Origin of the sequence: Filimonas lacunae (assembly GCF_002355595.1) — a bacterium.
Taxonomy (GTDB): Bacteria; Bacteroidota; Bacteroidia; order Chitinophagales; family Chitinophagaceae; genus Filimonas; species Filimonas lacunae.
Map to the genome: position 1 here is coordinate 2950917 of NZ_AP017422.1, position 22157 is coordinate 2973073.

Below are 22157 nucleotides of genomic sequence, written 5' to 3' on the forward strand. Positions count from 1 at the left end.
GCATTCCTTCCTGACAAAAGACGATAAAAAAATGAACAGATTTATCTGCATGGCATTGCTATGCCTTTGCATCAGCCGCTTTGCTCCGGCACAATCCTTTGTGTGGTCCGCTGCTACAGCTAACGATAGTGTTTCTGTTGACCGCCAGATAAAGCTTCTGGCGGCAGAAGTGATGAACGTGTACACGGATAGCAGCCGTAAAAACTATCTTGAAAATGTATACAGGTTGCAGCTACTCACAGGTCAGTATAAACAGGCCGTAGCCACTGCAAAAGTCTGGCTGCCGCTATGGGAAGCGGCAAGCCCTTATAAGCCTGCTGTAAGCTTGTCCTATCAATTGTATGCACAGGCAGTAATGGAACAGTCGAAGCATCCGGGAAACCTGACAGAAATTTATACTGCATTTTTTCATAATGCCATGGCGAAGCTGGATGATAAAACGGCTTACCGGGAATATGGTGGTTTCTTTAGTGCAGGAGGGTATGAAGCATTGAAAGAGCAGTTTCAACACCAACTAGCTGCCGTGCACGAAGACGGTCTATTAGATCATAAAGAAGCTGTTGCGTTATGTACCAGCTATGCAGATTGGAAATTGTTTGAACAAACAGAAGCGTTGGCGCAGTCGCTTATCCTGAACGATTGCAAAAGGCGATATACCGTAAGTGATCAACTGGTGTCCATAGCCGGTGGCATACAAATTCATGTGGTGGTGATTGGGAAAAAAGGAATGATTAGGCCTGTGCCCGCTGCCTTACAGTATACCATTTATGCGGATAGCGTACCTGGTATCCGTTTGTTTGCACCGCCTGCATATGGGTATGCAGGCGTAATGGCTTACAGCCGTGGCAAAGGGTTGAGTCCGGATAACATTGTACCCTTTGAGCATGATGGCGAAGATGCTGATCAAATCATTACCTGGATTGCCAGGCAGCCCTGGTGTAATGGCAAAGTGGGCATGTATGGGGGTAGTTATAACGGCTTTACCCAATGGGCAGCAGCAAAGTACCATAACCCTGCATTAAAAACGATTGTGCCGTATGTGGCTGCTATACCGGGTCTTGGTCTGCCTATGGAAAATAACGTGTTCCTGAATGCGAATTATGGCTGGGCTTTCTACACCACTAATCACCGTTACCTGGACAATCTTGTTTACAATAATCCTGCCCGCTGGCGTTCACTTAACTGGAATTGGTTTAACAGCGGCGTTTCTTACAGGAAGATAGATAGCATAGATGGCGCGCCTCATCCCTGGCTACAGCGTTGGCTGCAACATCCGGATTATGACCGTTACTGGCAACAGCAGGTGCCTTATCAGCAGGACTTCGCCGGCATTCAGATACCAGTGCTTACGGTGGAAGGTTACTATGATGATGGGCAGATCTCTGGTTTACATTATTACCTGGAGCACCTGAAATATAATACAAACGCCGATCATTATCTGCTTATTGGACCCTATGACCATTTTGGCACACAAACCGGCGGCGTGCCTGTATTGCGTGGCTATGAGGTTGACCCGGTGGCATTGATCAGTACACGGGAAGTAACCTGGCAATGGCTGGATTATGTATTGAAAGGTGGCCCTCGCCCCGGCATTCTTTCCAACAAGGTGAACTATGAAGTGATGGGTGCTAACAAGTGGGAACATGCAGCGTCTTTAGCTGATATGGCCAGCAAGCGGTTAAGATTGTACCTGACAGATCAACAGAACGGAAATGACTATCTGCTTGCTGAGCATACACCTGGTGCCTTCTCAACAGTGAATGATACTATTGACCTGGCAAACAGACAAAGTCTATACGGCGATTATTACCCCTCGCCTATCATGAAACAACAGCCTGACCGCAGTAATGGGTTGTTCTTTCTTACAAAGCCTTTTGATGAGCCTGTACAAATCAATGGAAGGTTCAGTGGCGAGTTAAGGGCTATTATCAATAAAAAAGACATGGATATAACGGTAGTGTTTTATGAGGTAACACCTGAAGGGAAATATTTTCAGCTCTCTTATTTCCTGGGAAGGGCAAGCTATGCAAAGGATATGACGAGCCGGCAATTGCTGCATCCTGGCCAGGAAGAACGCATACCCTTTGAGCGTACACGGCTGGTAAGCCGTCAACTGCGCAAAGGCAGCCGCCTGCTGGTAGTGGTAAACGGCGATAAAAACCCGTTTGCAGAGATTAATTATGGCACTGGCGGGGATGTTGCCGATGAAACCAGTAACGATGGAAAAACACCTTTATTCATTCAATGGACGAATTCCAGTTACATTGATGTGCCGGTTAAGTTATAGATGTTTATCACCCCTGAACCTTTTGTGCAAAGTAAGTATGGGGCAAACAACACAGGGCATTCACTTTATAGGTGAATACCCTGTGTGTTTTCTACAGATGGGGGGCATCTGTTACCATTTTCTGTTCTTATCGTAGAATAAATTCACCCTGGTTAAATCCCAGGTACCAGGTGTAAAAAAGTAAGGCAACACCAGGCCTTGCTCACCCTGGATGGGAAACGACTATTAACAGTCTGCAAAGTGCTAACAATTATTCCTGGTCGTAATAAGTAGCGTCCCTTATAATCTTTCCATTTTGTATAGTCAACACAGTACATATGGGTAGTTGCCAGGCACCTGTACTGTCTGATGAAGCACTGGAAACAAATTCAACGGTAACATGATCACCGCTTGCATATACCTGTCTTACATCGTCTTTGATATCTGGAAACAAGGCTGCCAGTTCTGTATACTTTTTTATAATTTGTTGCCGTGTTTGGTAAACAGGCTCCTTACCCAGCGATGGGTCAAGAAACAAAGCAGAGTCGCTATAGTAATCTGCCATCTGTTTCCAATCGTGCCGGTTAAAAGCAGCAAACATATTTCTGGCTACCTGTTCTGATGTGCCGGAGTTTGGATGAGCGGGTATGTTACAAGCTGTAATGCTCAGTAGTGTAATGATGGTTAAGGATAAAAGCAGATGTTTCATATTAACTAATTTACCATGTTTCTCCATATATGTAAGCGTATTTTTTAGAATAATCTTCCATGGGAACAAAATGCCCGGTTTCAGGATGATATAGAAATGTCAGCTTCACTTTTCTGCTTTTGTCATATATGCTACTCATATCAACGGAGGAGTAGCGTATGGTTCCTGTAAAAACGATATCGTTATAGCCATCCAGGTTTTGGTCTGTACAGGTATGTGCAAACTCGAAGGGGGAATTAATGTCATTGTCGTCATAGCCATCATAAGTTAGTGGTCTGTTTCCTCTGAATTGTTCCATCAATTGCTCAACGGTATCTTTGTTGATACGATATATTTCATGCCAGCCATTTCCTTTGGCTGTAGCAGAAACTCCGAATAAAAACGGTTTCGCATCAGGGAAAATGCGTAAGAGAGAAAGTCGCATCGTCCGTAACCTTGTTACTAATTTGCCGGAAATAGTAAACAGGTATTGATCTTTCCAGGGGAAAGAAGCATTAGATCCGTCATGAAAATCATATTCCAACAGGTAGTAAAAAAGATCAGAACCGTAGAACTTCACTTTTTTGAAATAATTAATAGTAACCCGGTGATGATGTAGCGTATAAATATGACAGTTTTCCTGTAAGGCTTTGATAAAAGCGGCACTGTCTTTTATCAAAGGATATTGTTTTATTGCTGTAAAAGGAACAGACTGATAGTCGTAAACGGGTTCTGGTGTGTAGCTTCCTGTAGCTGGTGTGGCAGAAGCCGTATCTGCCGGCGCTATACTTTGTTGTCTGGTAATAATGGAAGAAAGTTCCTTATACGGGTTGCTATTGACCAGAAGCAGGTATAGCATAGCCCCCAAAAAGCGGATCATAAGTAGTTGTTGAATAAAAGGAAGAAGGAATAATGTATTTATAAAAATACTTACTTATTATGAATAAATATAAATATCTGATAAACAAAAAACACCGGAGCGTTTTTTGTTTATCAAACTATCATTCACTCTCCCATCTACCTCTGGCAGTTTTGAAGGTGAGGCCTGAGCCACACCTTATTTCTTTTCGGCATCTGGCACTTCGTCCAGACTATAATATATAGGTAGGCCCCGTTCTTTAGCTACTTTTACATCTTCATCGGCTCCTTTAGAAGCGCCTTCTAATCGAAGTATGGCATCACATTTTTCCAGCATGCGGTGTGCAACGGGGTATTGAATTTCTTCCCAGGCTTTATCGCCGGGTTGCTGAGAGCCCGCCAGGTGAATTAAAGGCAGCGCTATCCATTCTCCAATAAAAGGCACATGTCCTTTTCTAAATAAAGGCAAAGCCACCGATTCCAGCTTTTCCAGGTTTTTCTTCATTAACTCAGGATTGTCGTTTGTGCCACTGCGATAAGGACCGGCAATAAGAATAAGCATGTGTGATTATTTTTTACGAAACAAAGCAGAATCGGGCACAATACTCTTAAGGTAGTTTAAGTTATTCTTTGCGTAGCTGTTTTTTACGGATGCCGCTTAAAAACTCTGGTGTAATGCCCAAGTAAGAGGCTATTTGTTTTTGTGTAAGCTTGGTGGCTATTTGAGGGTATTTGTGTAAAAAACGGAAATAGCGCTCCTCTGCCTTTAACGTGAGATTTTCTATGGTGCGCAGTTGTTCCCGCGTATAGGCATTTTGCATCAGTATACGGAAAAAGCGTTCAAAAGCAGGGATAACAGTGAATAATTCGTCAAAATGGTCTTTACTAATATTGAAAACAATGCTGTCTTCTATGGTTTCAATAAAGGTCATGCTGGACTTTTCATTCAAAAAGCAGTACATATCCGTTAACCACCAATCTGCCACCGCAAACATAATAGTAGACTCTCTCCCGCTTTCATCTAGGCAGTACGACCGTAAAGCGCCGGAGTGAATATAACTGAGCTGGTTACAATACTGGCCTTCTGCCAGTATTGTTGTTTTTTTAGGTATTTCTTTATAGGTGAGTATAGAAATAAAATAATCCTGCTCTTCCCGGGTAAGGGCAATGTGTTTATGAATGTTTTTTAAAATCGGATCGTGCAATTCCATTGAGTGATGAGGAAGGTTACCTGCTAATGAATTTTTGTAAAGATACCCTACCCGGTTGAATCCGGCGGTTTTAGGAGGGATTCTGTAATATTGCGGTTAATGAATACCAGAAGTTTGCAGGTGAACGATGAAATATTTATGAGGCGTTGTTTAGCACTTGCTTCCATAGCGAAGTCTCGTGGCAAAACAGCTGTAGGGGCACTGGTAGTGAGGGATAATGAAATTATAGCGGAAGGTATAGAGTCTTCCGAAGAATATCCGGCACTTGTTGCGCACGCCGAAATTGTGGCCTTATTAAAAGCAGCAGAAGTGCTGGGTACAAGAGATCTTAGTGGCTGTATTATGTACACTACTGCTGAACCCTGTTTTATGTGTAGTTATCTGCTTAGGGAAACCAAAATTGGAGAAGTGGTTTTCGGTGCTTCAGCCGGGCAGATTGGAGGAACTAATCCTGATTTTCCTTTACTTACTACCGACAAAATAGCCCGATGGCCGGTGCAGCTTACGATAAGAGGTGCTGTGCTGGAACAGGAATGTATAGCCATGTTGCGAAAGCAGCATTAACAGCACAGTTTCTATCCCTCTTTAATTTTTTATGGTGCCATCTTTGTAAAGGTCTAATGCCTTTTGTAAAATGCTTTTGATAGCCGCCTGTTTTACAAACAAAAAAAACGGAAAGAATGATGAATTCTTTCCGTTAAGCGCAGAGTAGTAACTACCTGCTATAAATGAGCTTTGATCTTTGCCATTACCTCAGCGTAACCTTCTTCTGTAAGAAATACTTTTTCGTCGGGCTGCATATCAAATGTGCTACCCCATTTGGGTTTGTCTTCCTGTTTAGGTACAAGGTGGAAATGAATGTGCGGCATTTTGTCGCCATATGCGCCGTAATTGATTTTGCCTGCATTAAAGGCTGTTTTAACAGCTTTGGCTACTTTGGCAACATCGTTCATAAAGCTGTTACGGTCTGCTTCACTGAGTTCAAAAATCTCTTCTTTATGTTCTTTTTTATACGCTACTACGCATCTTCCGGGGTAGGTTTGTTCTTTAAAAAGATAAAGTATAGAGGAATCCAATTCGCAGATTTCCATCATTACATCTGTCAGTCTTTGGTCTTTCCCGCAATACATGCAGGCATTGGTAAGGGACATATTGAATATTGTTGTTAAATTAAAGGGTGAGCGAATTTAATAAAGACCGCTAAACCAATGTGTTTTTCTGGCAAAAAAAGAACAGATTGGTGCCGGTAACTCCTAAAAATGGTTCTAAACAGTTAACAATGAAGCAAATAGTAAAAAAGTATTCTGTTTTGATATGCATGTTTATTGGCGCAAGCTTACTGGTGATAGCAACCCTACTATATCCGGGAGGTTCGTTGGCTGATAAAAATGCTATTGGTTTTGACTGGTCAAAAAATTTCATCAGTAATTTATTTGCACCCAATGCTCTGAATGGTATGAAAAATCCATCCAGAGCCTGGGCTATCATTGGAATGGCTTTTCATGTAGTGGGGAATGGCCTTTTTTTTATCCATATGTCCCAGAAAATGCCTTCTAAACATGCAGCTGTTGTGTTAAAATATGTAGGGGCAGCCAACATGTTATTTACTTTTTTAATTGTAACAGTGCTGCATGATATTATGGTCACTATATCCAGCACCCTGTCTTTATTGGGCTTATTTTATGTTACGGTATTTATCCTGAAAACAAGTCTTCATTTTTGGAAGTTTTGTTGTGTTGTTTGCCTGTTGATTTTTTACTATACACTGTACTTGTATGGTTCGGGTAATTGGGGCTTGCTGGCTATTATGCAAAAGGTGTCCTTCATTTGTTTCATGTTATTAGTACTGGGTTTAGAGTATTTTACCAGTCCGGAAGATTTTAAACAAGCTGTGCCTAAAGCTATCCAATAAAAAAAGTTCCAACGCTGCACTGCATTAATGCTGTGCAATGTTGGAACTGCTATTAATGTGTCAGGCTAATTTTTAACGCCAACCTAATCCGGGGGCTACATGCTCCAGGATAGAGGACAATACATGTATGTTGTAATCAACTCCCAATGTATTGGGTATGGTTAAAAGAAGGGTATCTGCTTCCTGGATAGCTTCGTCCTCGGCCAGCTCTTTAATGAGTTGATCAGGTTCGGCAGCATAACTTCTTCCAAAAATGGCGCGTTTGTCACTTTCAATATAACCTATCTTATCTGAACGACCGGCATCCTGACCAAAGTAGTATCTGTCCTGATCGTTTACCAATGCAAAGATGGAGCGACTTACCGATACCCGTGGTTCGCGCTGGTGCCCGGCCTTACGCCATGCCTCTTTGTATAGTCTTATTTGTTCAGCCTGTTGCACATGGAAAGGTTTACCTCCTTCGTCATATTTCAGGGTGGAGCTTTGCAGATGCATTCCGTTTTCTGCCGCCCAAACAGCTGTTGCATTGGAAGCTGCACCCCACCAGATTCGTTGCCGCAGGCTTTCGGAATAAGGCTCTAATCGTAATAAGCCCGGCGGGTTAGGAAACATGGGAAAAGGATTGGGTTCGGCAAACCCCTCCCCTTTTAGCTTATCCAAAAACTCCAGTGCCTTACGGCGCCCCATATCCCCATCAGTTTCTCCGGTAGCCGGTTCATAACCAAAATAGCGCCAGCCATCAATTACCTGTTCCGGCGAACCTCTGCTGATTCCTAACTGTAACCGTCCCCGCGAAATAAGGTCAGCTGCACCGGCATCTTCTACCATATACAGCGGATTCTCGTAACGCATGTCAATGACCCCGGTACCAATTTCAATATTACTTGTTTTAGCACCGATGGCAGATAGCAAAGGAAAGGGAGATGCCAGCTGGGCAGCAAAATGATGTACCCGAAAGTAGGCGCCGTCTAACCCGATCTCTTCTGCGGCAACAGCCAGATCTATGGACTGCAGCAGCGTATCACTTGCTGTGCGGGTTTTATAAGCCGGATGACCAGACCAATGCCCAAATGATAAAAATCCTATTTTCTTCATAACAACACCTCTTTTCATGTAGTAAATAGCCGTTGTAAAGATAGCGTGTTAATGCATGTGGTAGCTTACTTTAAGAGTTCCTTAAACAAACCAGGTAGCCAGAAACACAATACTCAGGTAGGTCCAGAACAACGTGGCTGCTATATGTATCGCTGTTTCAAAAGATTTCCCCTTCCAAAGTCTGGAAGAGTAGCCGAAGAACTGGAACAGTAAGCGGATAAACCAAAAAATGCCAATACCCAATGCTATTTTTTTACCCAAACTGGTAGAGGTTAATTCTGCCGAAGAGCTGATGCATAATATGCCTATTAAAAATACCACCAGCGCTACAAAAAAAGTATGCACATACATCAATTGCCGGTTTATCAGGCTTAGTGCGCTTAGCTCTTCCGACCAGTTAAAGTATTTAGGAAAAATGGCGTGTAATAAAGAGAGCAGTACTAATAGTGTCCCTATCACTTTATAATGTATCTCCATGTTTTTGCAGTATAAAGGTTGAAATGAATGGGGTTAGTTTTATCTCCTGCCTGATATCTAAATTCGCTGCCTGAAAGGTTTTGTGCCAGGTAGGTTTGGAGTGGAAGTGAAAAGCGCCGATGTTATATGCCAATAAGTTGGCGGTATCTCTCAGGTGTTCTACTATACATATTTCGCCCCCGTGTTTTACAATTCTCCTTAGTTCTTTAAAAAAGGCAATCCGCTCCTGTTCGTTCCTGATTTCGTGCGCAGCTAAAATCAAAAATATTTTATCAGCAGTATTGTTGGCAAGAGGTAACCGGGCGGTGGTGATCGTTTGAGTACCAGGATAGGCAGGGTATGCTTTTCGGGCTCTTTTTATAGATACCTCTGTATGTTTTACCGGATCATAAAAATCTAAAACTATCAATTGTGAATGGGTAAAACGGTTTTCCAGTAAGGCACTGGTTTCATCAAAGCCGGCGTTTATGTTTACGACTACCTTTTCGGCGCCTGTTGGCTGTATCCATCTAAACTGGTACAGCTTTGACAGGTCGTATATATAGCAGGAAACCAACAGGGACACAATGATGGTGAAACCAGCTAACAAACAAAGAACAGTAATGATATGCTGAAGTAATGTGACAGCTACGCCGGACAGCAATAGCAACAGTACTATAAAAAGCAATGACAGCAGATAAAAATGCCAGTTAAAGCGAACGATATTGCTTACTCCCTGAAACGGTTTTCTTACTGCTTCCATAGCTCCTTTTTTCCCTTTTTCCAGTAATATGGAATGTCTTTGATGATAAAGGCGTTTGCCAAAACGTAATTCTTTATTTGTAAAGTGTTGAGAAATGCTATGGAGTAATCAATGACTTTTACGGGTGCAGGTGTCCAGTTTTCCCTTACACCTTCAATAATCAGCACTTCTTTAGTGTCTGCGTTATAGGTAAATGTGAAAGGTAAAGGGCCGGCAAATCTTCTGGCTTCTTTCCAGTCTGTAAATGGAGAGTGCTCAGGTAAAACCACCTCACCCTCTTTCTCCTGCACATGAATGGAAAAGTTGGAATGTGCAGATCGAATAAGTGTGTTATTACCTGTGTGTTCCTGCTGTATATCTGTAGTGGTATAATTATAATGCGTAAAAATATTACCCATCATTTTCATTTTCCACTTATCTGTTTCTGATTTAAGAATGTACAGCCCTCTTAGTCGCTTACCGGCAGTGTTGGTATATCTAACAAATACCCGGTAGCCTATCAGAAAAAAGTCGTTACCCATCACTTTAGGAAATCCTTTGGGCCTTAATCCTTTGGTTTGCACCATCGCTATTGCCACAAAAGCCCATTTGTCCTGAAAGGTATCCAGTTCCAGGCACGCTGGTATTAAATGCTGTAATTGTTCTTTGGGAACGGCAAAAGTCAATACCAGGGAGCTTTCAAAAAAAGCTTCTACGGCAAAGGGATGGTTTTTTAAGGCATTCATATCAGGTGTGTTTAGGTGTGCCAGGTTTTATACAAAATTCGTTCAAGTAAATCATAATAATGAATAAAAAAGCGAAAAATGCATTCCATCTGCCCCATAAAAGTAAGTGTGGCACCAGGGTGAATTCTAATGTATTCATTGTGGCAATCACCAGCATTTGCGTTAGGGCGTTTAAACGGGAGCGATAGCCACTCACAATCCAGATAGCCATTCCTATTTCCAAAAATCCAATCAATAGGGTAAAGGGGCTGGCATAAGTTGGCCCCAGTATGGCCGATACAATTTGCCGGTGCCGGGGAACAAGGCCCAGTACTTTACAAAACAAGCCGTTGGCCACCCAAACAATGGCAATGGAGCAGGTTAATGCTTTATGAATGTGCTTTTTTATCAATCGCATAATAGGAACGGGTTTAGTGTATGGGAAGAATCTTATACTAAAGTGCAAATTATGCTTTCCGCTCTTTTGGCTACATCTTAATGTGCTAAATACTTCCACCTGGTTCCTCCTTGTTGACGCATAAGTTTGAGATAAGTATTGCTTTGGACTTCTCAGTACACAAAATTGGACTTTTAAGGAAATCCCTATCCCGCACTTATCATTGAATTTTGTAGTTCTAAAATATAAACAATGGTAGGTAGTAACAAAGACAAGGCATACGTGATCACAGGACCAACTTCAGGCATTGGATATGCCACTGCGCTTGAACTGTCAAAGCACGGGATTGTTATTCTTGTTGGCAGGAACGCAGAGAAACTCAACAAGGTGAAAAAAGTAATAGAGGATATGGGGAAAAATGCGATACCTGTTATCTGTGACGTTTCTGATATGAATAGCGTGAAAAAAGCCGGGCAACAAATAATCGCACTTCGGCTACCTATTGCTGGCTTGCTCAATAATGCCGGAATTATGCCAGCAAAAGCCACTAAAAGTGCACAGGGATGGGATAAGACTTTTGCCACCAACTACCTTGGCGCATTCACGTTAACAGAAGTGCTCGCCCCCCATCTTCCCGATGGTGCAAATGTTGTATTTATTGCTTCTGCCATAGAAGATCCTGAACGTAAACCGGCAAAAATAATGGGCATGAAAGGCGGCCGGTACCTATCTGTTGCTGCCAGTGCAGATGGAAACTGGAAGCCCGGAGGCGCTAAAATGCCCGGTATAGACGCTTATGCCACCTCAAAATTGTGCGTTTTGGCGGCTGCAATGGCTTTAGCGCGCGAAAACCCGAGGTTACATTACCATGCAGTAGAACCAGGAATAACCCGTGGAACAAAGCTGGGCGGCGAAGAGTTGAATCCAATCGTTCATAAAGTTTTCGGGTATCTTATGTCTGTCATTCCTCCATTTTCCAGGTACAGCAGCACGCCGGAAAAGTCTGCCAAAACAATTACAAAAATATTGACAGAAACTTCGGGTAAAACGGGTGTTTACTTTGATGAAAAAGGCACCCCAATGTTGGGATCGGTATTATCGCAGGATGTTAATTTTCAGGATAGCGTTGTTGCCGAAACCAGAGCTTTGTTGAAGACCATATGAGTTACATTTGACTTACTATATAGTAAACAGTAATTGATGGAAGAAAATACGTCGCGATACATTATAGATGAAATTTCAAAGGAACATTTTATAGGTGAACACTATTTCATGTATGTGTGCAAGGGTATTGTAACACTCTATGACGGCATTGAGTACATAGAATTACATGCGGGCGAATGCTGCATTGCCCGCAAAAATCGCCTAGGGCGGTATTACAAAAGGAAAGTAGATGGCGAACTAGAGAAGGTGATTCTTGCTTTGGATGAAACCTTTCTAAGGAAGTTTCAGGAAAAATATGCCCCCCCAGTACTAAAATTTACAGCTGTGCAAACCTGTACACGAATAAAGCCAAATGAGCTGCTTCCCTCTTATATTCAGTCGCTGCTGCCTTATTACCATCATGGAAAAATAACAGATGCATTTGCTCATGTAAAACGGGAAGAATTGCTCATTATACTATTACAGCAACAGCCAGAGCTTGCTGGTTTATTTTTCGACTATGGTACGCCACAAAAAATCAACATTGAGGCCTTTATGAATCAAAACTATAAATTCAATGTTAGCAACGAGCGTTTGGCATTTCTCACAGGAAGAAGTTTATCTGCGTTTAAAAGAGATTTCAAGGAAGTGTTCCAGGAAACTCCCAATCGTTGGCTGGTACAAAGGCGCTTGAAAGAAGCCTATTTCCTCATTGAAAAAAAGTTTCAGAAACCTTCAGATATATATTATGATTTAGGCTTTGAAGCGTTATCTCATTTCTCTTTTGCATTTAAAAAACAATTTGGCCTTACACCTACTGAACTTGCTGAAAAAAGAGTATGACTTCACACGTCAGGCATAGACTATGGCCAAAAGTAAAAAGGGGCAAATCATCAAAAAGATTTGTCCCCTTAAGCGCAGAATCAGTTACAGCTTTCGACCCTTTTTGCATGTGATTTGGTAAAAATCGAGCAGTTGATACGGGTTTTAATAATCGGTTTTACCATGGACAATTTGCCGGCGCAGGAAAATACTCTTCACTAAAAAAGCGACCGGTTGGCCCATCCTGTCCAATCAGTGCATATTTAACAATACGCTGTCCTGCCTGTTCCGGAGTACTGGTGCCCTGGTGTCTGGTGAAGTCTGTTTGTGTATATCCTGGGCAAACTGCATTCACTTTAAATGGCGTATCACGCAGTTCAAAAGCAAGATGGAGTGTATACATATTTAATGCTGCTTTAGAAGACTGGTAAACGACAAATCTTTTAGGATAGCTGTTGCCATAAATGTCAGCAGCCAGATTAAGTGACGCCATGGCTGTGCTCACGTTTACAATACGGGGTTCCGGTGCTTTTCTTAACAGCTCAAGAAAGGCTTGTGTGACTCTCACAATACCAAATACATTGGTATCATAAACAGTATAAAAAACATCGGTATTTGTTTTCAGAGCTGATTGTTCAAAATCTCCGGAAATACCGGCATTGTTTACCAGTACATCTAGTTTTCCTGTCTTTTCTGCAATTGTATTTCGGGCTTCTTCAACAGATGATTGATTGGTTACATCCAGTTGAATAAATGCTACATTATTAAGTCCTTCCGCTTTCAATTTTTTAATAGCAGACAAACCTTTTTCTGTATCACGGCAACCTAAATAAACGAAAAAATCTTTTTGAGCAAGTTGTTTAACTGTTTCAAAGCCGATGCCTTTGTTGGCTCCGGTTACTAATGCTAGCTTCATATTATTTTACTTTAATAGATAGAGTAAAGGTCGCTAACAGTACCGCAGGCGATATGGACAGATCACTTTATTCACGGGACAAATCCTGTAATTCAGCCAGGTAACGGCTGACACTTTTACCGGTACTTTTTTTAAACAGGCGTGAGAAATAACCGGGGTCAGTAAATCCCAGTTCGTATGCTAATTCCTTAACGGAAATTGTAGAGTATTGTAACTTTCGTTGGGCTTCCAGTATAAGCCGGTTTGTGATCCACTCCTTTGGAGATATGCCTGCAAATTCTTTTACAATGCCGTACAGCGTATTTGACGTTAAGGCCAGCTTTTCCGCAATATGCTGCACATCGTGTTGTTCAGTGAGTGTAGTCTCCACTGCTAATTTGAAAGCGATGTATTTTGACAACTTAGAACCTGGCATCGTCTCCTGGTCTTGATATTGTTCAAAATAGGCGGTATTGTATTCGATCAAAAGTGTATGTAAGTGCGCCAGAATTACTTCTGCTTTTTTCTGTTTACCTGGAGCGTGTAATAATTGGAACAGCCCGGAAAGAAGGTTTTTGATCCGTTGGCGGGAAGCCAGATCAAACGAAATTGAGTTTACATTAAAGGGATTTATAAGAAAGGGGTAAGACCCAGGAAGAAGTTTTAGTGTGTTTTCATCGAAAGAAAGTGCATACTGTGGTGTGTTTTTATCATAAGGTAGTTTGGTAAAAATCTGATTAGGCAGGCCGAATGCCAATTCGCCATCAGTAATAGTAAATTCCTTCAAATCAGTTTTAAATGTTGCTGTGCCTTTTTCAATGTATTGGAAATAATAAAAAGAAAGCCGGTGGGGTTTAAGTAGTATACGCATTACATCTTCTGGCAATGGAATTGCGCAATTCTTATTCAAAGCAATAGCTATTTTATCATGATGCCTGATTTTTTCCAGTAACCCTGTCGTTTCTTCCATTTTTCATTTTGTATTGCAGCTAATAAAGTTAACAACTTGCAATTAATGAACATAGGGCATTCAGCCTGAAAGTTTAGCACAAAATCGTAAGCGATAACTATTAATGTGTCCTGAGATCCCATTTACAGTTATCGCTCTTCATATCAAACTTAGCTAATGTCGGCGTACTGTCCCCCAACGATACCAGTGCCAACTGTTCCTTCGAGTTGGGAACTACTTTAGGCATGATACGGTATGTTCCATCGGTCAATTGATCTATCATCCATAATTGCTCAGGCCCGCCGGTAAAATCAGGTACTGTTATCACTTCACCGTCTGCAGTAGCGGCTAATGCTCTGCCTGTTCCTGCTATTGTTATTTTATAATAAGGTCCCCCGAGGTAGCCGCCCACGCCGGGAACGGCTGTAATGGCCCATTTCTGATGCGGGCGGAACATATAGTCGCCTATTGTTACACCAATGTTCCCGGTTGGCCAATTGTTTATTACGTCCGCCAACTCCTGTGAGGGAATAGGTTTTACCGGCTCATCGTTGTTGCGGTTAAAGCCGCGCGCTACGCCTGCCATCCGGGTAAAATCAACGTCTATTTGCAGGGCATATCCTCGTCTTTCAGATGCTATTTCGTATGTTCCTTCTTTGAGGTTATCGCCTGCAACCGGCCATCCGTTTTTCCACAGCAAGGGGCGGATGCCAAGCACACTTCGACCACTCTGATCCAGGTCGGCTTCATAATGGCAGGACATTTTTTCAATTCCGTATCCCAAAACCGTACGACCGAAATGACCGGGGCCGATAAGCCTGTCGCCGGCCGCCACAACCAGTTTACCACCGCCCTTTAACATTTCCCTGCCGATGTTATCAACATAAGGACCGGTCACTTTTTTAGAGCGCCCGACAACAATATTATATGTGGAGTTCGGCCCGTCACAGCAAGTACCATGTGTGCCTAACAGGTAGTACCACCCATCGCGGTAGATCAGGTCTGTAGCTTCACAATCAATGGCGATATTCAAGGCTTTATTGCCCTCTACCCGCTTACCTGTTTTGGGATCAAGTTGCACCAGGCGGATGTATCCAAAATAAGTACCGTAAGTTAACCATAGCTTTCCGGTGGCCGGGTCGAGAAGAAGGCTGGGGTCGATCGCATCATTATCTTCGATGCCATCGGATGAAGCAACTACTATAGGGTCCGAATATTTGAAATCGGGCGACTTTGGGTCAAGCGTTTTATTCCACATGGTCAATATCTTTCCATTATGCCCCCCGAACAGTCCGCCGCCGGTCGCACCATAAACAACAAGATAGCGGTCGCCAATTTTTAATATATCGGGTGCGGCCCCGCCGCCCGGGCGCACGGCGCCACTGTTCCATGTCCAGCCATCATCGGATATCAGCCCGCCACCGCCCGTTCCAAAGGTGTAATATTTTCCATCCGATTGTGCGATGGTAGAAGGGTCATGTATAAATGGTTTGCCAATTTGTGCAACGGCTGACCCGCCGGCATATATCGAGAGCGCAGCTATAACGCTTACTATATTGATCTTCATACTTAATATTAATTTGTAGTGATGGTAAGGTCCTTTACCGGCGTTCCGTTCTCGTCCAGGAAGCGAACGCAAAAGTCGCTTAATCCCGGGCCGTTGATCACCGCCCCGCGTAGTATATTTTTTCCCTTATGAAGTGTCAGGCGTGCCGAAGTGCCATCATCCATTACCATTCGCCTGTCGCCGTCAAGTATTACTGCCTGTTTTCCGTTCAGCCACCACATTGACCCTCCGTTGGATCCCACTGCTAACCGTATATTTTTCATTTCGCGCGGACTGTTCACTATGGTTACCGCCCAAAAAAGTACCGAGTAGTTTTGCTTGTGAAGGCCGTAGGCGAAACGGAATAATTTTATATTGAAAGTCGGGCTTTCCAGTGCGTGCCATGCAAGTTCCTGCTCGCCCACCTTTACCTTTTCGCCATCTTTAGGGATAACCGAGAACTGGTCCGGGAAATAACCAGTATCAAACGCTTTCTTCAGGTAGTCAACCGTAAATACAATATTGCTTCGTATTGACTTACTGATCGGCTCCAGTAATAACCAACGCTGGATAAAGCCGTCGGTATCGGGTGTTTTTTTTGCCGTCGTTGCCGGTTTAAAGAAAGGTGCTATACTGCGTATGCTATCGAGCTCTGTGATAGAGTCTCTTCTCAGACCACGTGGAGGCCCGGCAGGAGGGGCAGTTTGCGCGTGTGCGCCGGATACCAGCAGGATGACCATCCCGATCACCGGCAACCATATTTTAGGTGCAAATCTTATCATATGACAAACAGGTTATAATTGCTGTCTAAAATACAATTATTATTACATATCATTTTTTTAAGCCTGGATTATTCAGAAACAGAGCATTATCTATCCAAGAAAACAAAATGCCGGCAGATCGGTTGATTCCAGCGATTGGGCTGTCTTATTTGCGACTGAACCATATCGGAAAATAAAGGCTAGAGAATAGTCGATCAATATATAAGGTTGAAATAGGTAGTTCCTTTTCGATCAACTTATTACCACATTCCTGGGCTTTGGCCAGTATCAGGTCAATGTAGACATTAAGAGCATGGGCATCTTCTTTATGACTGCTGGTTCGGCTTTTGTTTTTGCTCCAGCGATATATGCTTTCTTAATTATTACCTTGCTGTTTTCCCGAACCTTGAAGACAATACCACCCACCCACAATTTTTTTGTAAATTATTTAAACGGAAGACTAAACTAACTCCGAATGAGTACGAGAAGAATTTAAATCAACCTTATTCAAATTGCGTCTACCGCATGCAACGAAAATAGAAAGAAATAGTATGAAAATATTAAAACCAATGTTTTTTGCTTCACCTCGTGTAATATGAAATATAATGGCAATTGTCATTAAAGCAATGATTCCATAAGCGGCAAAAATTGTCAGCGTGGGCAGGATACGCAGCACTGTTGGCAATACAATGCAGAATCCACCCAATAAATCAACAATGCCTGTTATTATAACAAGGTTGGGGGTTGTCTTTTACCCATGGAAACGGAAGGTCCTCTGGTTTATAAGCTCCAATTTGTCAGAACAAGAAAATTAGTCTATGAGCTATCAGTAAAAGCTTATTAATATGACTATCAGATAGTATTTTTCTGTACTTTAATCTTATAAAGGTTCGGATACTTAGAAGGTCTTAATATGTTATATATTATTAAATATATATTTTCTATTTTTTAGCAACTTCAGCAATATGGTTTGATCTTTAAGTAAAGAGGATTGTGTTTTAAAAAAAGCTATTTTACTACCTACCATAAATGCACAGGATAAGCTGAATTGAAGAAACACAAATCGAAACTCTTATATTGCGTAGCAAAATCCTATTTGTGACAAGGTCAATAGCTTAGCTAAATTTGTTGTATTTTTCGCAGAAACTGACCTCCTCTTTTACAACTGAACCCATAAATTCCCGGTAATTATTAAATTATTACCCAACAATGCCTTCGTTTGAAATAGAATGATCTTTTAAGTATTTCTATTCATACTACTGATTGAACTATAAAGGAGGGCATAGCCAGACACTCCCAGAAGTATACATATATGTGTGTATGACCACTGTTTTGCCATCTCCCTCCGCTTCGGGTTATACCTCTCCTTAAATTTGTTGGCGGTGCCAATAATTTTTTTTCAAAATCCGGTAACAATTTGAGTGAGGCTGCATCAAAATAGAAACAGTAAAAACCATCAGTATGAAATGCAGATCAATTCTTTTAAGTTTCTTGTTTATTTTGTGCTGCTCCCAAGGGCAGGCGCAGTCAGCGTTCAATGTAAAGGTTGTAGGAAAGGGAAGTCCCATCCTGCTATTCCCTGGGTTTGCCTGTACGGGCGACCTATGGCAAGGCGTTACCAGTGAATTATCCAAACATTATGAGTGCCACATTTTTACGTTTGCAGGTTTTGGAGATGTTCCTCCTATCGGAAAGCCATGGTTGCCGAATATTAAGGACTCAGTGATTAAATATGTGAATAATCATAAAATTTATGGCGCGACTATTATTGGACATAGCCTGGGTGGTACGCTGGGGTTGTGGCTGGCAGCTACGGAGCCGGCAATGTTTAAAAAGATCATAGTTGTTGATGCCTTACCCTGTACAGGAGCATTGATGATGCCTGGCTATAAGTCGGAAAATATAGTGTATGATAATCCTTACAGTAAAAAGATACGCGAAATGGATAGTGCGGCTTTCCTGGAAATGGCTAAACAACAGACAGCTTATATCATGCTTAACAAAGAGAAGAAAAGTCAGGTTGTTGAATGGATAATGAAGGCAGACAGGTCCACTTACGTAGACGGTTATGTTGATTTGCTGAAACTGGATCTCAGGGCTGACCTAACAAAAATAAAAATACCGGTTGTTATCCTAGCAGCTACTTATCCCAATAAAGCCGCAATTGAAAAAAACTATAACGAACAATATGCGAATCTTAATGAGAAAACGATCTATTACGCAGACAATGCTGCCCATTTTATTATGTATGACCAACCGGAATGGTTCTTATCTAAAATAACTGAAAGCCTACGATAACGTGACTAAAAAAGAACAGTTTGCTATCATTTACGAACAACACCAGGAAAAGGTATTCAGGATGTGTAAGAGCTATTTCAAGGGGGAAGTAAATACCGCCAACGACACTGTACAGGAGGTGTTTATTAAAATATGGCAACACCTGGAAAGCTTCCGCAATGAATCCCGGATAAGTACCTGGATATACCGGATTACTGTTAATTGCTGTTTGCTACATAAACGAAAATCAGCCGTAAAAAAGGAAATTCCAATGCAGGAACTGCCAGATGAAATACAGTTAGACTATAACCCTATTGAGGAAGAGCAGTTGAAAAAAATGTATACCTGTATCGGACAGTTGGAGGCCACAGACAGATTAATTATTACCATGATTTTAGAAGGAATGGATTACGGGGAAATTACTGATATAATAGGCATTACCGGTGATACATTGAGGGTCAGAATACATCGTATTAAAAAGAAACTAACTAATTGTGTACAATTATGACATCGTTCGACACTATTCAGTATCTCTGGAACCAGCAGAGCAACAGAGTTACAGTATCTTCCCAGTTGGAAGAACTGATTAAGCTGGCAGAGAAAAAAACGCGTAAAATTAAGACCAGGCAATATTGGAATACAGGTATACTGGGTATAAGCATCCTGCTCTTTGTATGGTATATAGCTGTTTTTACAGGCCTAAGGGCAAGCTGGTTTCATACGGGCATACTCCTCATGTTGCTATCGCTGGTGTTGCGGCTTGTAATAGAAACCAGGAGCCTTGTTACCCTGAATCGAATAGATATTCGTACTGACTTTAGGAATTACAGCAAGCACATTACCCGGTTTTATAAAAGCCGAAAAATGGTACATTACGTGGCAACACCTTTAATCCTTTCAACTTACGTTACCGGATTCTGTTTACTACTACCGGTTTTTAAAAAATCTTTTTCAACAGCGTTTTTTGTGTACATCGTTATTTCAGGAGGCTGCTTTCTAATTGTTTTTACATTTTTTATGATATGGGAGATAAAAAAAGAAATAAAGATGCTGTCATTCCTGCGCGATATTGATATCTAAAGGATGTATCAGTTATATGTCCCGCTTACCAATGGCTGCAATTCAACAGGCAATGAAATTTGTAATAAAGACACCCGAGGAAATATTTCGAACTAAAAAAGCCTTCAAATCGAACGACTTGAAGGCTTTTTTAGCTTTTCTGCGGAGAGAGAGGGATTCGAACCCCCGGACCTGTAACAGTCAACGGTTTTCAAGACCGCCGCATTCGACCGCTCTGCCATCTCTCCGGGTGCAAAATAAGGGCAACCAAATTGGACTGCCAAATTTTTCATTGTTTATTTGTATAATTTTCAAGCAATTAGGAATGCTGAATGTGTTGGAGAGACTTTTTTGGGGAAAAGTGGCTCTCCCTATCTGGTTAGCCGAATGGAGCAATGGATAATTGCTTTTTCGTTATTTTGGCAGTTTCTTAAACCTTTTTTAAACATATGCAGAGCGATTACCTCCTGTTTCAGAAATTTACCGACCTGGAAACTGCAGAAGATTTTGCAACGGAATTACGTGCTAATGACATCTCTTATCATCTAATAGATCATAACAATGCTACCAATGTAAAAGTAGAAGGGTATAACACTATACAGATAGCTATTGAGTTGAATATAGCCGAGCACGATTTCCCCAGGGCTCAGCAGGTTTTAGACCGGTATTATGAAGAGAGCATTAAAAAAATAGATCCCTCCTATTACCTGTTTGAATTTAGCACGGAAGAGCTGAAAGATATTATAGCGAAGCCTTTTGAATGGGGCCGGCTGGACTATTACCTGGCAAGGCATCTGCTGAAACAAAAGGGTATAGAGGTTACGGATGAAGAGGTGCAGCAGATTAAAGCAGAGCGGCTACAGGAAATGTCGAAGATAGAAAAAGTAAGCCAGGGCAAAATTGTAGCCGGTTATCTGTTTGCAGTGTTATTGCCTTTAGCAGGCTTGTTTATTGGTTTTACTATTTATTACAACCGTAAGTTGTTGCCTACTGGTGAAAGGTTTTACCTGCATACAGAAGATGATCGTAAAAATGGTCAGCGTATTTTACAGTTGGGCGTTGTGTGTACTCTGGTGCATGTAGCGGCTACCTTGTATTATATAGCCAACAGGTAAAATCTTTGTTTGACATATAGGTGTATAAAGCTGCCGCCTGACCCATGGTAACTTACCGAACTTTTGCAAAGAGGTTGCAACTGCGAAGTTTGCATTCCCTATTTTTGCGGCAAAACCATTAGCAATATGAAAGCTTTCTTATTGAGTACAATTTTAATGTCTGGTGTATTGTGTGCATCGGCTCAGCCTTTAGCCACTCCTCAACCCTCTCCGTCACAAACTATCAAACAAAATTTTAGTGTAGGTAGCCTAGAATTAAGTTATAGCCGCCCGGGTTTAAAAGGTCGCAAACTGGGTACAGACCTGGCTCCTTACGGAAAAGTATGGCGTACAGGTGCTAACGGGGCTACCATTATCCAGTTTTCTGATGATGTAACTATTGGTGGCGTGGCCTTAAAAGCGGGTAAATATGGTGTATTAAGCATTCCTGGTGCTACTGAATGGACTTTGATCATTACCAAAGACCTGAACGTAAACCAGCCAAGCCTATACAAACAGGAAAACGATGTGGTAAGAGTGAAAGCACCTGTAACTAAACTGGCCGAAAAAGTAGAAACCTTTACTATGAACTTTGCCAATTTCACCAGCAGCAGTTGCGATTTACAGTTAATGTGGGAGAACAGCGCGGTTGCATTACCTATCGTTGCTAACACAGACGAAAAAGTAATGAAGCAGATTGATGACATCTTTAGCAAAGACAGCAAACCTTATTTTGCAGCAGCTTCTTACTATTACGATAATGGCAAAGACATGGCCAAAGCAAAAGAGTGGGTTGATAAAGCCACTCAGGACCCTGCTAATGCCAAAGCTTTTTACATGTTCCTGTTAAAAGCACGTATTTATCAGAAACTAGGCGATAAAGCCGGTGCAAAAGCCAGCGCAGAAAAATGTATTGCTGGTGCTACGGAAGCTAAGAACGAAGAGTATGTGAAAATGGCTCAGGACGTTATCAAATCTCTGTAAGTCTTTTGCCCATATTTTAAAAAAAGGAGAAGTGTGCAGGCGCATACTTCTCCTTTTTGCTTTATTTCAATCCTCTGATGATTGATTTTCTGGTGATTATACGACGCTCATAAGCTAAAAATTTAAATAAAAAAAATGCGCTCTTATTTTCAAAATCGATTGCAACCCCTTTATTTTGCACCCGGAGAGATGGCAGAGCGGTCGAATGCGGCGGTCTTGAAAACCGTTGACTGTTACAGGTCCGGGGGTTCGAATCCCTCTCTCTCCGCTCAAAGGG

24 protein-coding genes and 2 tRNA genes are annotated in these 22157 nt (G+C 41.9%); 10 read left to right on the plus strand and 16 right to left on the minus strand.

All coding sequences use genetic code 11. The features are described 5' to 3' along the window. Positions 1–31: 31 nt before the first annotated feature. Positions 32–2287 carry a CocE/NonD family hydrolase gene (locus FLA_RS11715; protein ID WP_096510940.1) on the plus strand — a complete coding sequence of 752 codons (2256 nt, stop codon included), beginning with the start codon at positions 32–34 and terminating at the stop codon, positions 2285–2287. A 250-nt stretch (positions 2288–2537) separates the two neighbouring features. Here FLA_RS11715 and FLA_RS11720 read toward each other — a convergent pair whose 3' ends face one another. From FLA_RS11720 to FLA_RS11735, 4 genes are all read right to left on the minus strand, one after another. Beyond that, on the minus strand, positions 2538–2975 hold the full coding sequence (locus tag FLA_RS11720; RefSeq protein WP_076381021.1) for a nuclear transport factor 2 family protein: 438 nt from the start codon (positions 2973–2975) through the stop codon (positions 2538–2540). A 10-nt stretch (positions 2976–2985) separates the two neighbouring features. Further along, positions 2986–3834, minus strand: coding sequence for a hypothetical protein (locus FLA_RS11725; RefSeq protein ID WP_076380672.1), 849 nt, complete (start codon positions 3832–3834; stop codon positions 2986–2988). 177 nt (positions 3835–4011) lie between these two features. Beyond that, the gene (locus tag FLA_RS11730) at positions 4012–4374 is read right to left on the minus strand and encodes a TIR domain-containing protein (protein WP_076380673.1); all 363 of its coding nucleotides are present in this window, start codon (positions 4372–4374) and stop codon (positions 4012–4014) included. A gap of 61 nt (positions 4375–4435) precedes the next feature. Then, positions 4436–5023, minus strand: coding sequence for a Crp/Fnr family transcriptional regulator (locus tag FLA_RS11735; protein ID WP_076380674.1), 588 nt, complete (start codon positions 5021–5023; stop codon positions 4436–4438). A gap of 99 nt (positions 5024–5122) precedes the next feature. Here FLA_RS11735 and FLA_RS11740 point away from each other — a divergent pair, with 99 nt between their 5' ends. Then, a complete protein-coding gene (locus FLA_RS11740) occupies positions 5123–5587 on the plus strand; it encodes a nucleoside deaminase (protein ID WP_076380675.1) in 465 nt (154 codons plus the stop codon). Between the two features lie 158 nt (positions 5588–5745). On the opposite strand, the gene FLA_RS11745 is transcribed toward FLA_RS11740, so the two are convergent. Next, positions 5746–6174, minus strand: coding sequence for an HIT family protein (locus FLA_RS11745; RefSeq protein WP_076380676.1), 429 nt, complete (start codon positions 6172–6174; stop codon positions 5746–5748). Between the two features lie 128 nt (positions 6175–6302). Here FLA_RS11745 and FLA_RS11750 point away from each other — a divergent pair, with 128 nt between their 5' ends. Continuing rightward, positions 6303–6935, plus strand: coding sequence for a hypothetical protein (locus FLA_RS11750; RefSeq protein ID WP_076381022.1), 633 nt, complete (start codon positions 6303–6305; stop codon positions 6933–6935). 72 nt (positions 6936–7007) lie between these two features. On the opposite strand, the gene FLA_RS11755 is transcribed toward FLA_RS11750, so the two are convergent. The 5 genes from FLA_RS11755 to FLA_RS11775 form a co-directional block, all read right to left on the minus strand. Beyond that, positions 7008–8030: an LLM class flavin-dependent oxidoreductase gene (locus tag FLA_RS11755; protein WP_076381023.1), complete on the minus strand. Its 1023-nt coding sequence runs from the start codon at positions 8028–8030 to the stop codon at positions 7008–7010. 81 nt (positions 8031–8111) lie between these two features. Next, positions 8112–8507, minus strand: coding sequence for a hypothetical protein (locus FLA_RS11760; RefSeq protein ID WP_076380677.1), 396 nt, complete (start codon positions 8505–8507; stop codon positions 8112–8114). Then, positions 8491–9249, minus strand: coding sequence for a class I SAM-dependent methyltransferase (locus tag FLA_RS11765; protein ID WP_076380678.1), 759 nt, complete (start codon positions 9247–9249; stop codon positions 8491–8493). The genes FLA_RS11760 and FLA_RS11765 overlap by 17 nt, the downstream gene beginning before the upstream one ends. Beyond that, entirely contained in the window at positions 9237–9974 is a 738-nt protein-coding gene (locus FLA_RS11770; protein ID WP_076380679.1) for a DUF2071 domain-containing protein, read from the minus strand. Before FLA_RS11770 ends, FLA_RS11765 begins: the two co-directional genes overlap by 13 nt. Position 9975: 1 nt before the next feature. Continuing rightward, on the minus strand, positions 9976–10371 hold the full coding sequence (locus FLA_RS11775) for a DoxX-like family protein (RefSeq protein WP_076380680.1): 396 nt from the start codon (positions 10369–10371) through the stop codon (positions 9976–9978). 231 nt (positions 10372–10602) lie between these two features. Between FLA_RS11775 and FLA_RS11780 the strand changes: the two genes are divergently transcribed. Beyond that, positions 10603–11514, plus strand: a complete 912-nt coding sequence (locus FLA_RS11780) for an SDR family NAD(P)-dependent oxidoreductase (RefSeq protein ID WP_076380681.1) — start codon at positions 10603–10605, stop codon at positions 11512–11514. A gap of 36 nt (positions 11515–11550) precedes the next feature. Next, complete coding sequence (locus FLA_RS11785) at positions 11551–12336, plus strand: helix-turn-helix domain-containing protein (RefSeq protein WP_076380682.1); 786 nt, start codon at positions 11551–11553, stop codon at positions 12334–12336. A 157-nt stretch (positions 12337–12493) separates the two neighbouring features. Here the strand turns inward: FLA_RS11785 and FLA_RS11790 are convergent, their stop codons facing one another. The 5 genes from FLA_RS11790 to FLA_RS32040 all read right to left on the minus strand — a co-directional run bounded on the left by FLA_RS11790 (position 12494) and on the right by FLA_RS32040 (position 17172). Further along, positions 12494–13231, minus strand: a complete 738-nt coding sequence (locus FLA_RS11790) for an SDR family oxidoreductase (RefSeq protein WP_076380683.1) — start codon at positions 13229–13231, stop codon at positions 12494–12496. Positions 13232–13298: 67 nt separating this feature from the next. Continuing rightward, the gene (locus tag FLA_RS11795) at positions 13299–14180 is read right to left on the minus strand and encodes an AraC family transcriptional regulator (RefSeq protein WP_076380684.1); all 882 of its coding nucleotides are present in this window, start codon (positions 14178–14180) and stop codon (positions 13299–13301) included. A gap of 100 nt (positions 14181–14280) precedes the next feature. After that, the gene (locus tag FLA_RS11800; RefSeq protein WP_076380685.1) at positions 14281–15726 is read right to left on the minus strand and encodes a family 43 glycosylhydrolase; all 1446 of its coding nucleotides are present in this window, start codon (positions 15724–15726) and stop codon (positions 14281–14283) included. A gap of 8 nt (positions 15727–15734) precedes the next feature. Next, positions 15735–16487 carry an acetylxylan esterase gene (locus FLA_RS11805; RefSeq protein ID WP_076380686.1) on the minus strand — a complete coding sequence of 251 codons (753 nt, stop codon included), beginning with the start codon at positions 16485–16487 and terminating at the stop codon, positions 15735–15737. Positions 16488–16926: 439 nt separating this feature from the next. Continuing rightward, a complete protein-coding gene (locus tag FLA_RS32040) occupies positions 16927–17172 on the minus strand; it encodes a DoxX family protein (RefSeq protein WP_159445145.1) in 246 nt (81 codons plus the stop codon). Between the two features lie 755 nt (positions 17173–17927). Here FLA_RS32040 and FLA_RS11815 point away from each other — a divergent pair. Continuing rightward, on the plus strand, positions 17928–18764 hold the full coding sequence (locus tag FLA_RS11815) for an alpha/beta fold hydrolase (RefSeq protein WP_076380687.1): 837 nt from the start codon (positions 17928–17930) through the stop codon (positions 18762–18764). A gap of 1 nt (position 18765) precedes the next feature. Next, on the plus strand, positions 18766–19251 hold the full coding sequence (locus FLA_RS11820) for an RNA polymerase sigma factor (protein ID WP_076380688.1): 486 nt from the start codon (positions 18766–18768) through the stop codon (positions 19249–19251). Between the two features lie 714 nt (positions 19252–19965). Here FLA_RS11820 and FLA_RS11830 read toward each other — a convergent pair. Next, a tRNA-Ser gene (locus FLA_RS11830) sits at positions 19966–20050 on the minus strand. A 201-nt stretch (positions 20051–20251) separates the two neighbouring features. On the opposite strand from FLA_RS11830, the gene FLA_RS11835 reads away from it, so the two are divergent. The 3 genes from FLA_RS11835 (at position 20252) to FLA_RS11845 (ending at position 22148) form a co-directional block, all read left to right on the plus strand. Beyond that, positions 20252–20917, plus strand: coding sequence for a hypothetical protein (locus tag FLA_RS11835; protein ID WP_076380690.1), 666 nt, complete (start codon positions 20252–20254; stop codon positions 20915–20917). Positions 20918–21043: 126 nt separating this feature from the next. Next, positions 21044–21880 (plus strand): DUF2911 domain-containing protein, encoded by an 837-nt coding sequence (locus FLA_RS11840; RefSeq protein ID WP_076380691.1) that lies wholly within the window; start codon positions 21044–21046, stop codon positions 21878–21880. A 183-nt stretch (positions 21881–22063) separates the two neighbouring features. Beyond that, positions 22064–22148, plus strand: a tRNA-Ser gene (locus FLA_RS11845). Positions 22149–22157 lie beyond the last annotated feature (9 nt).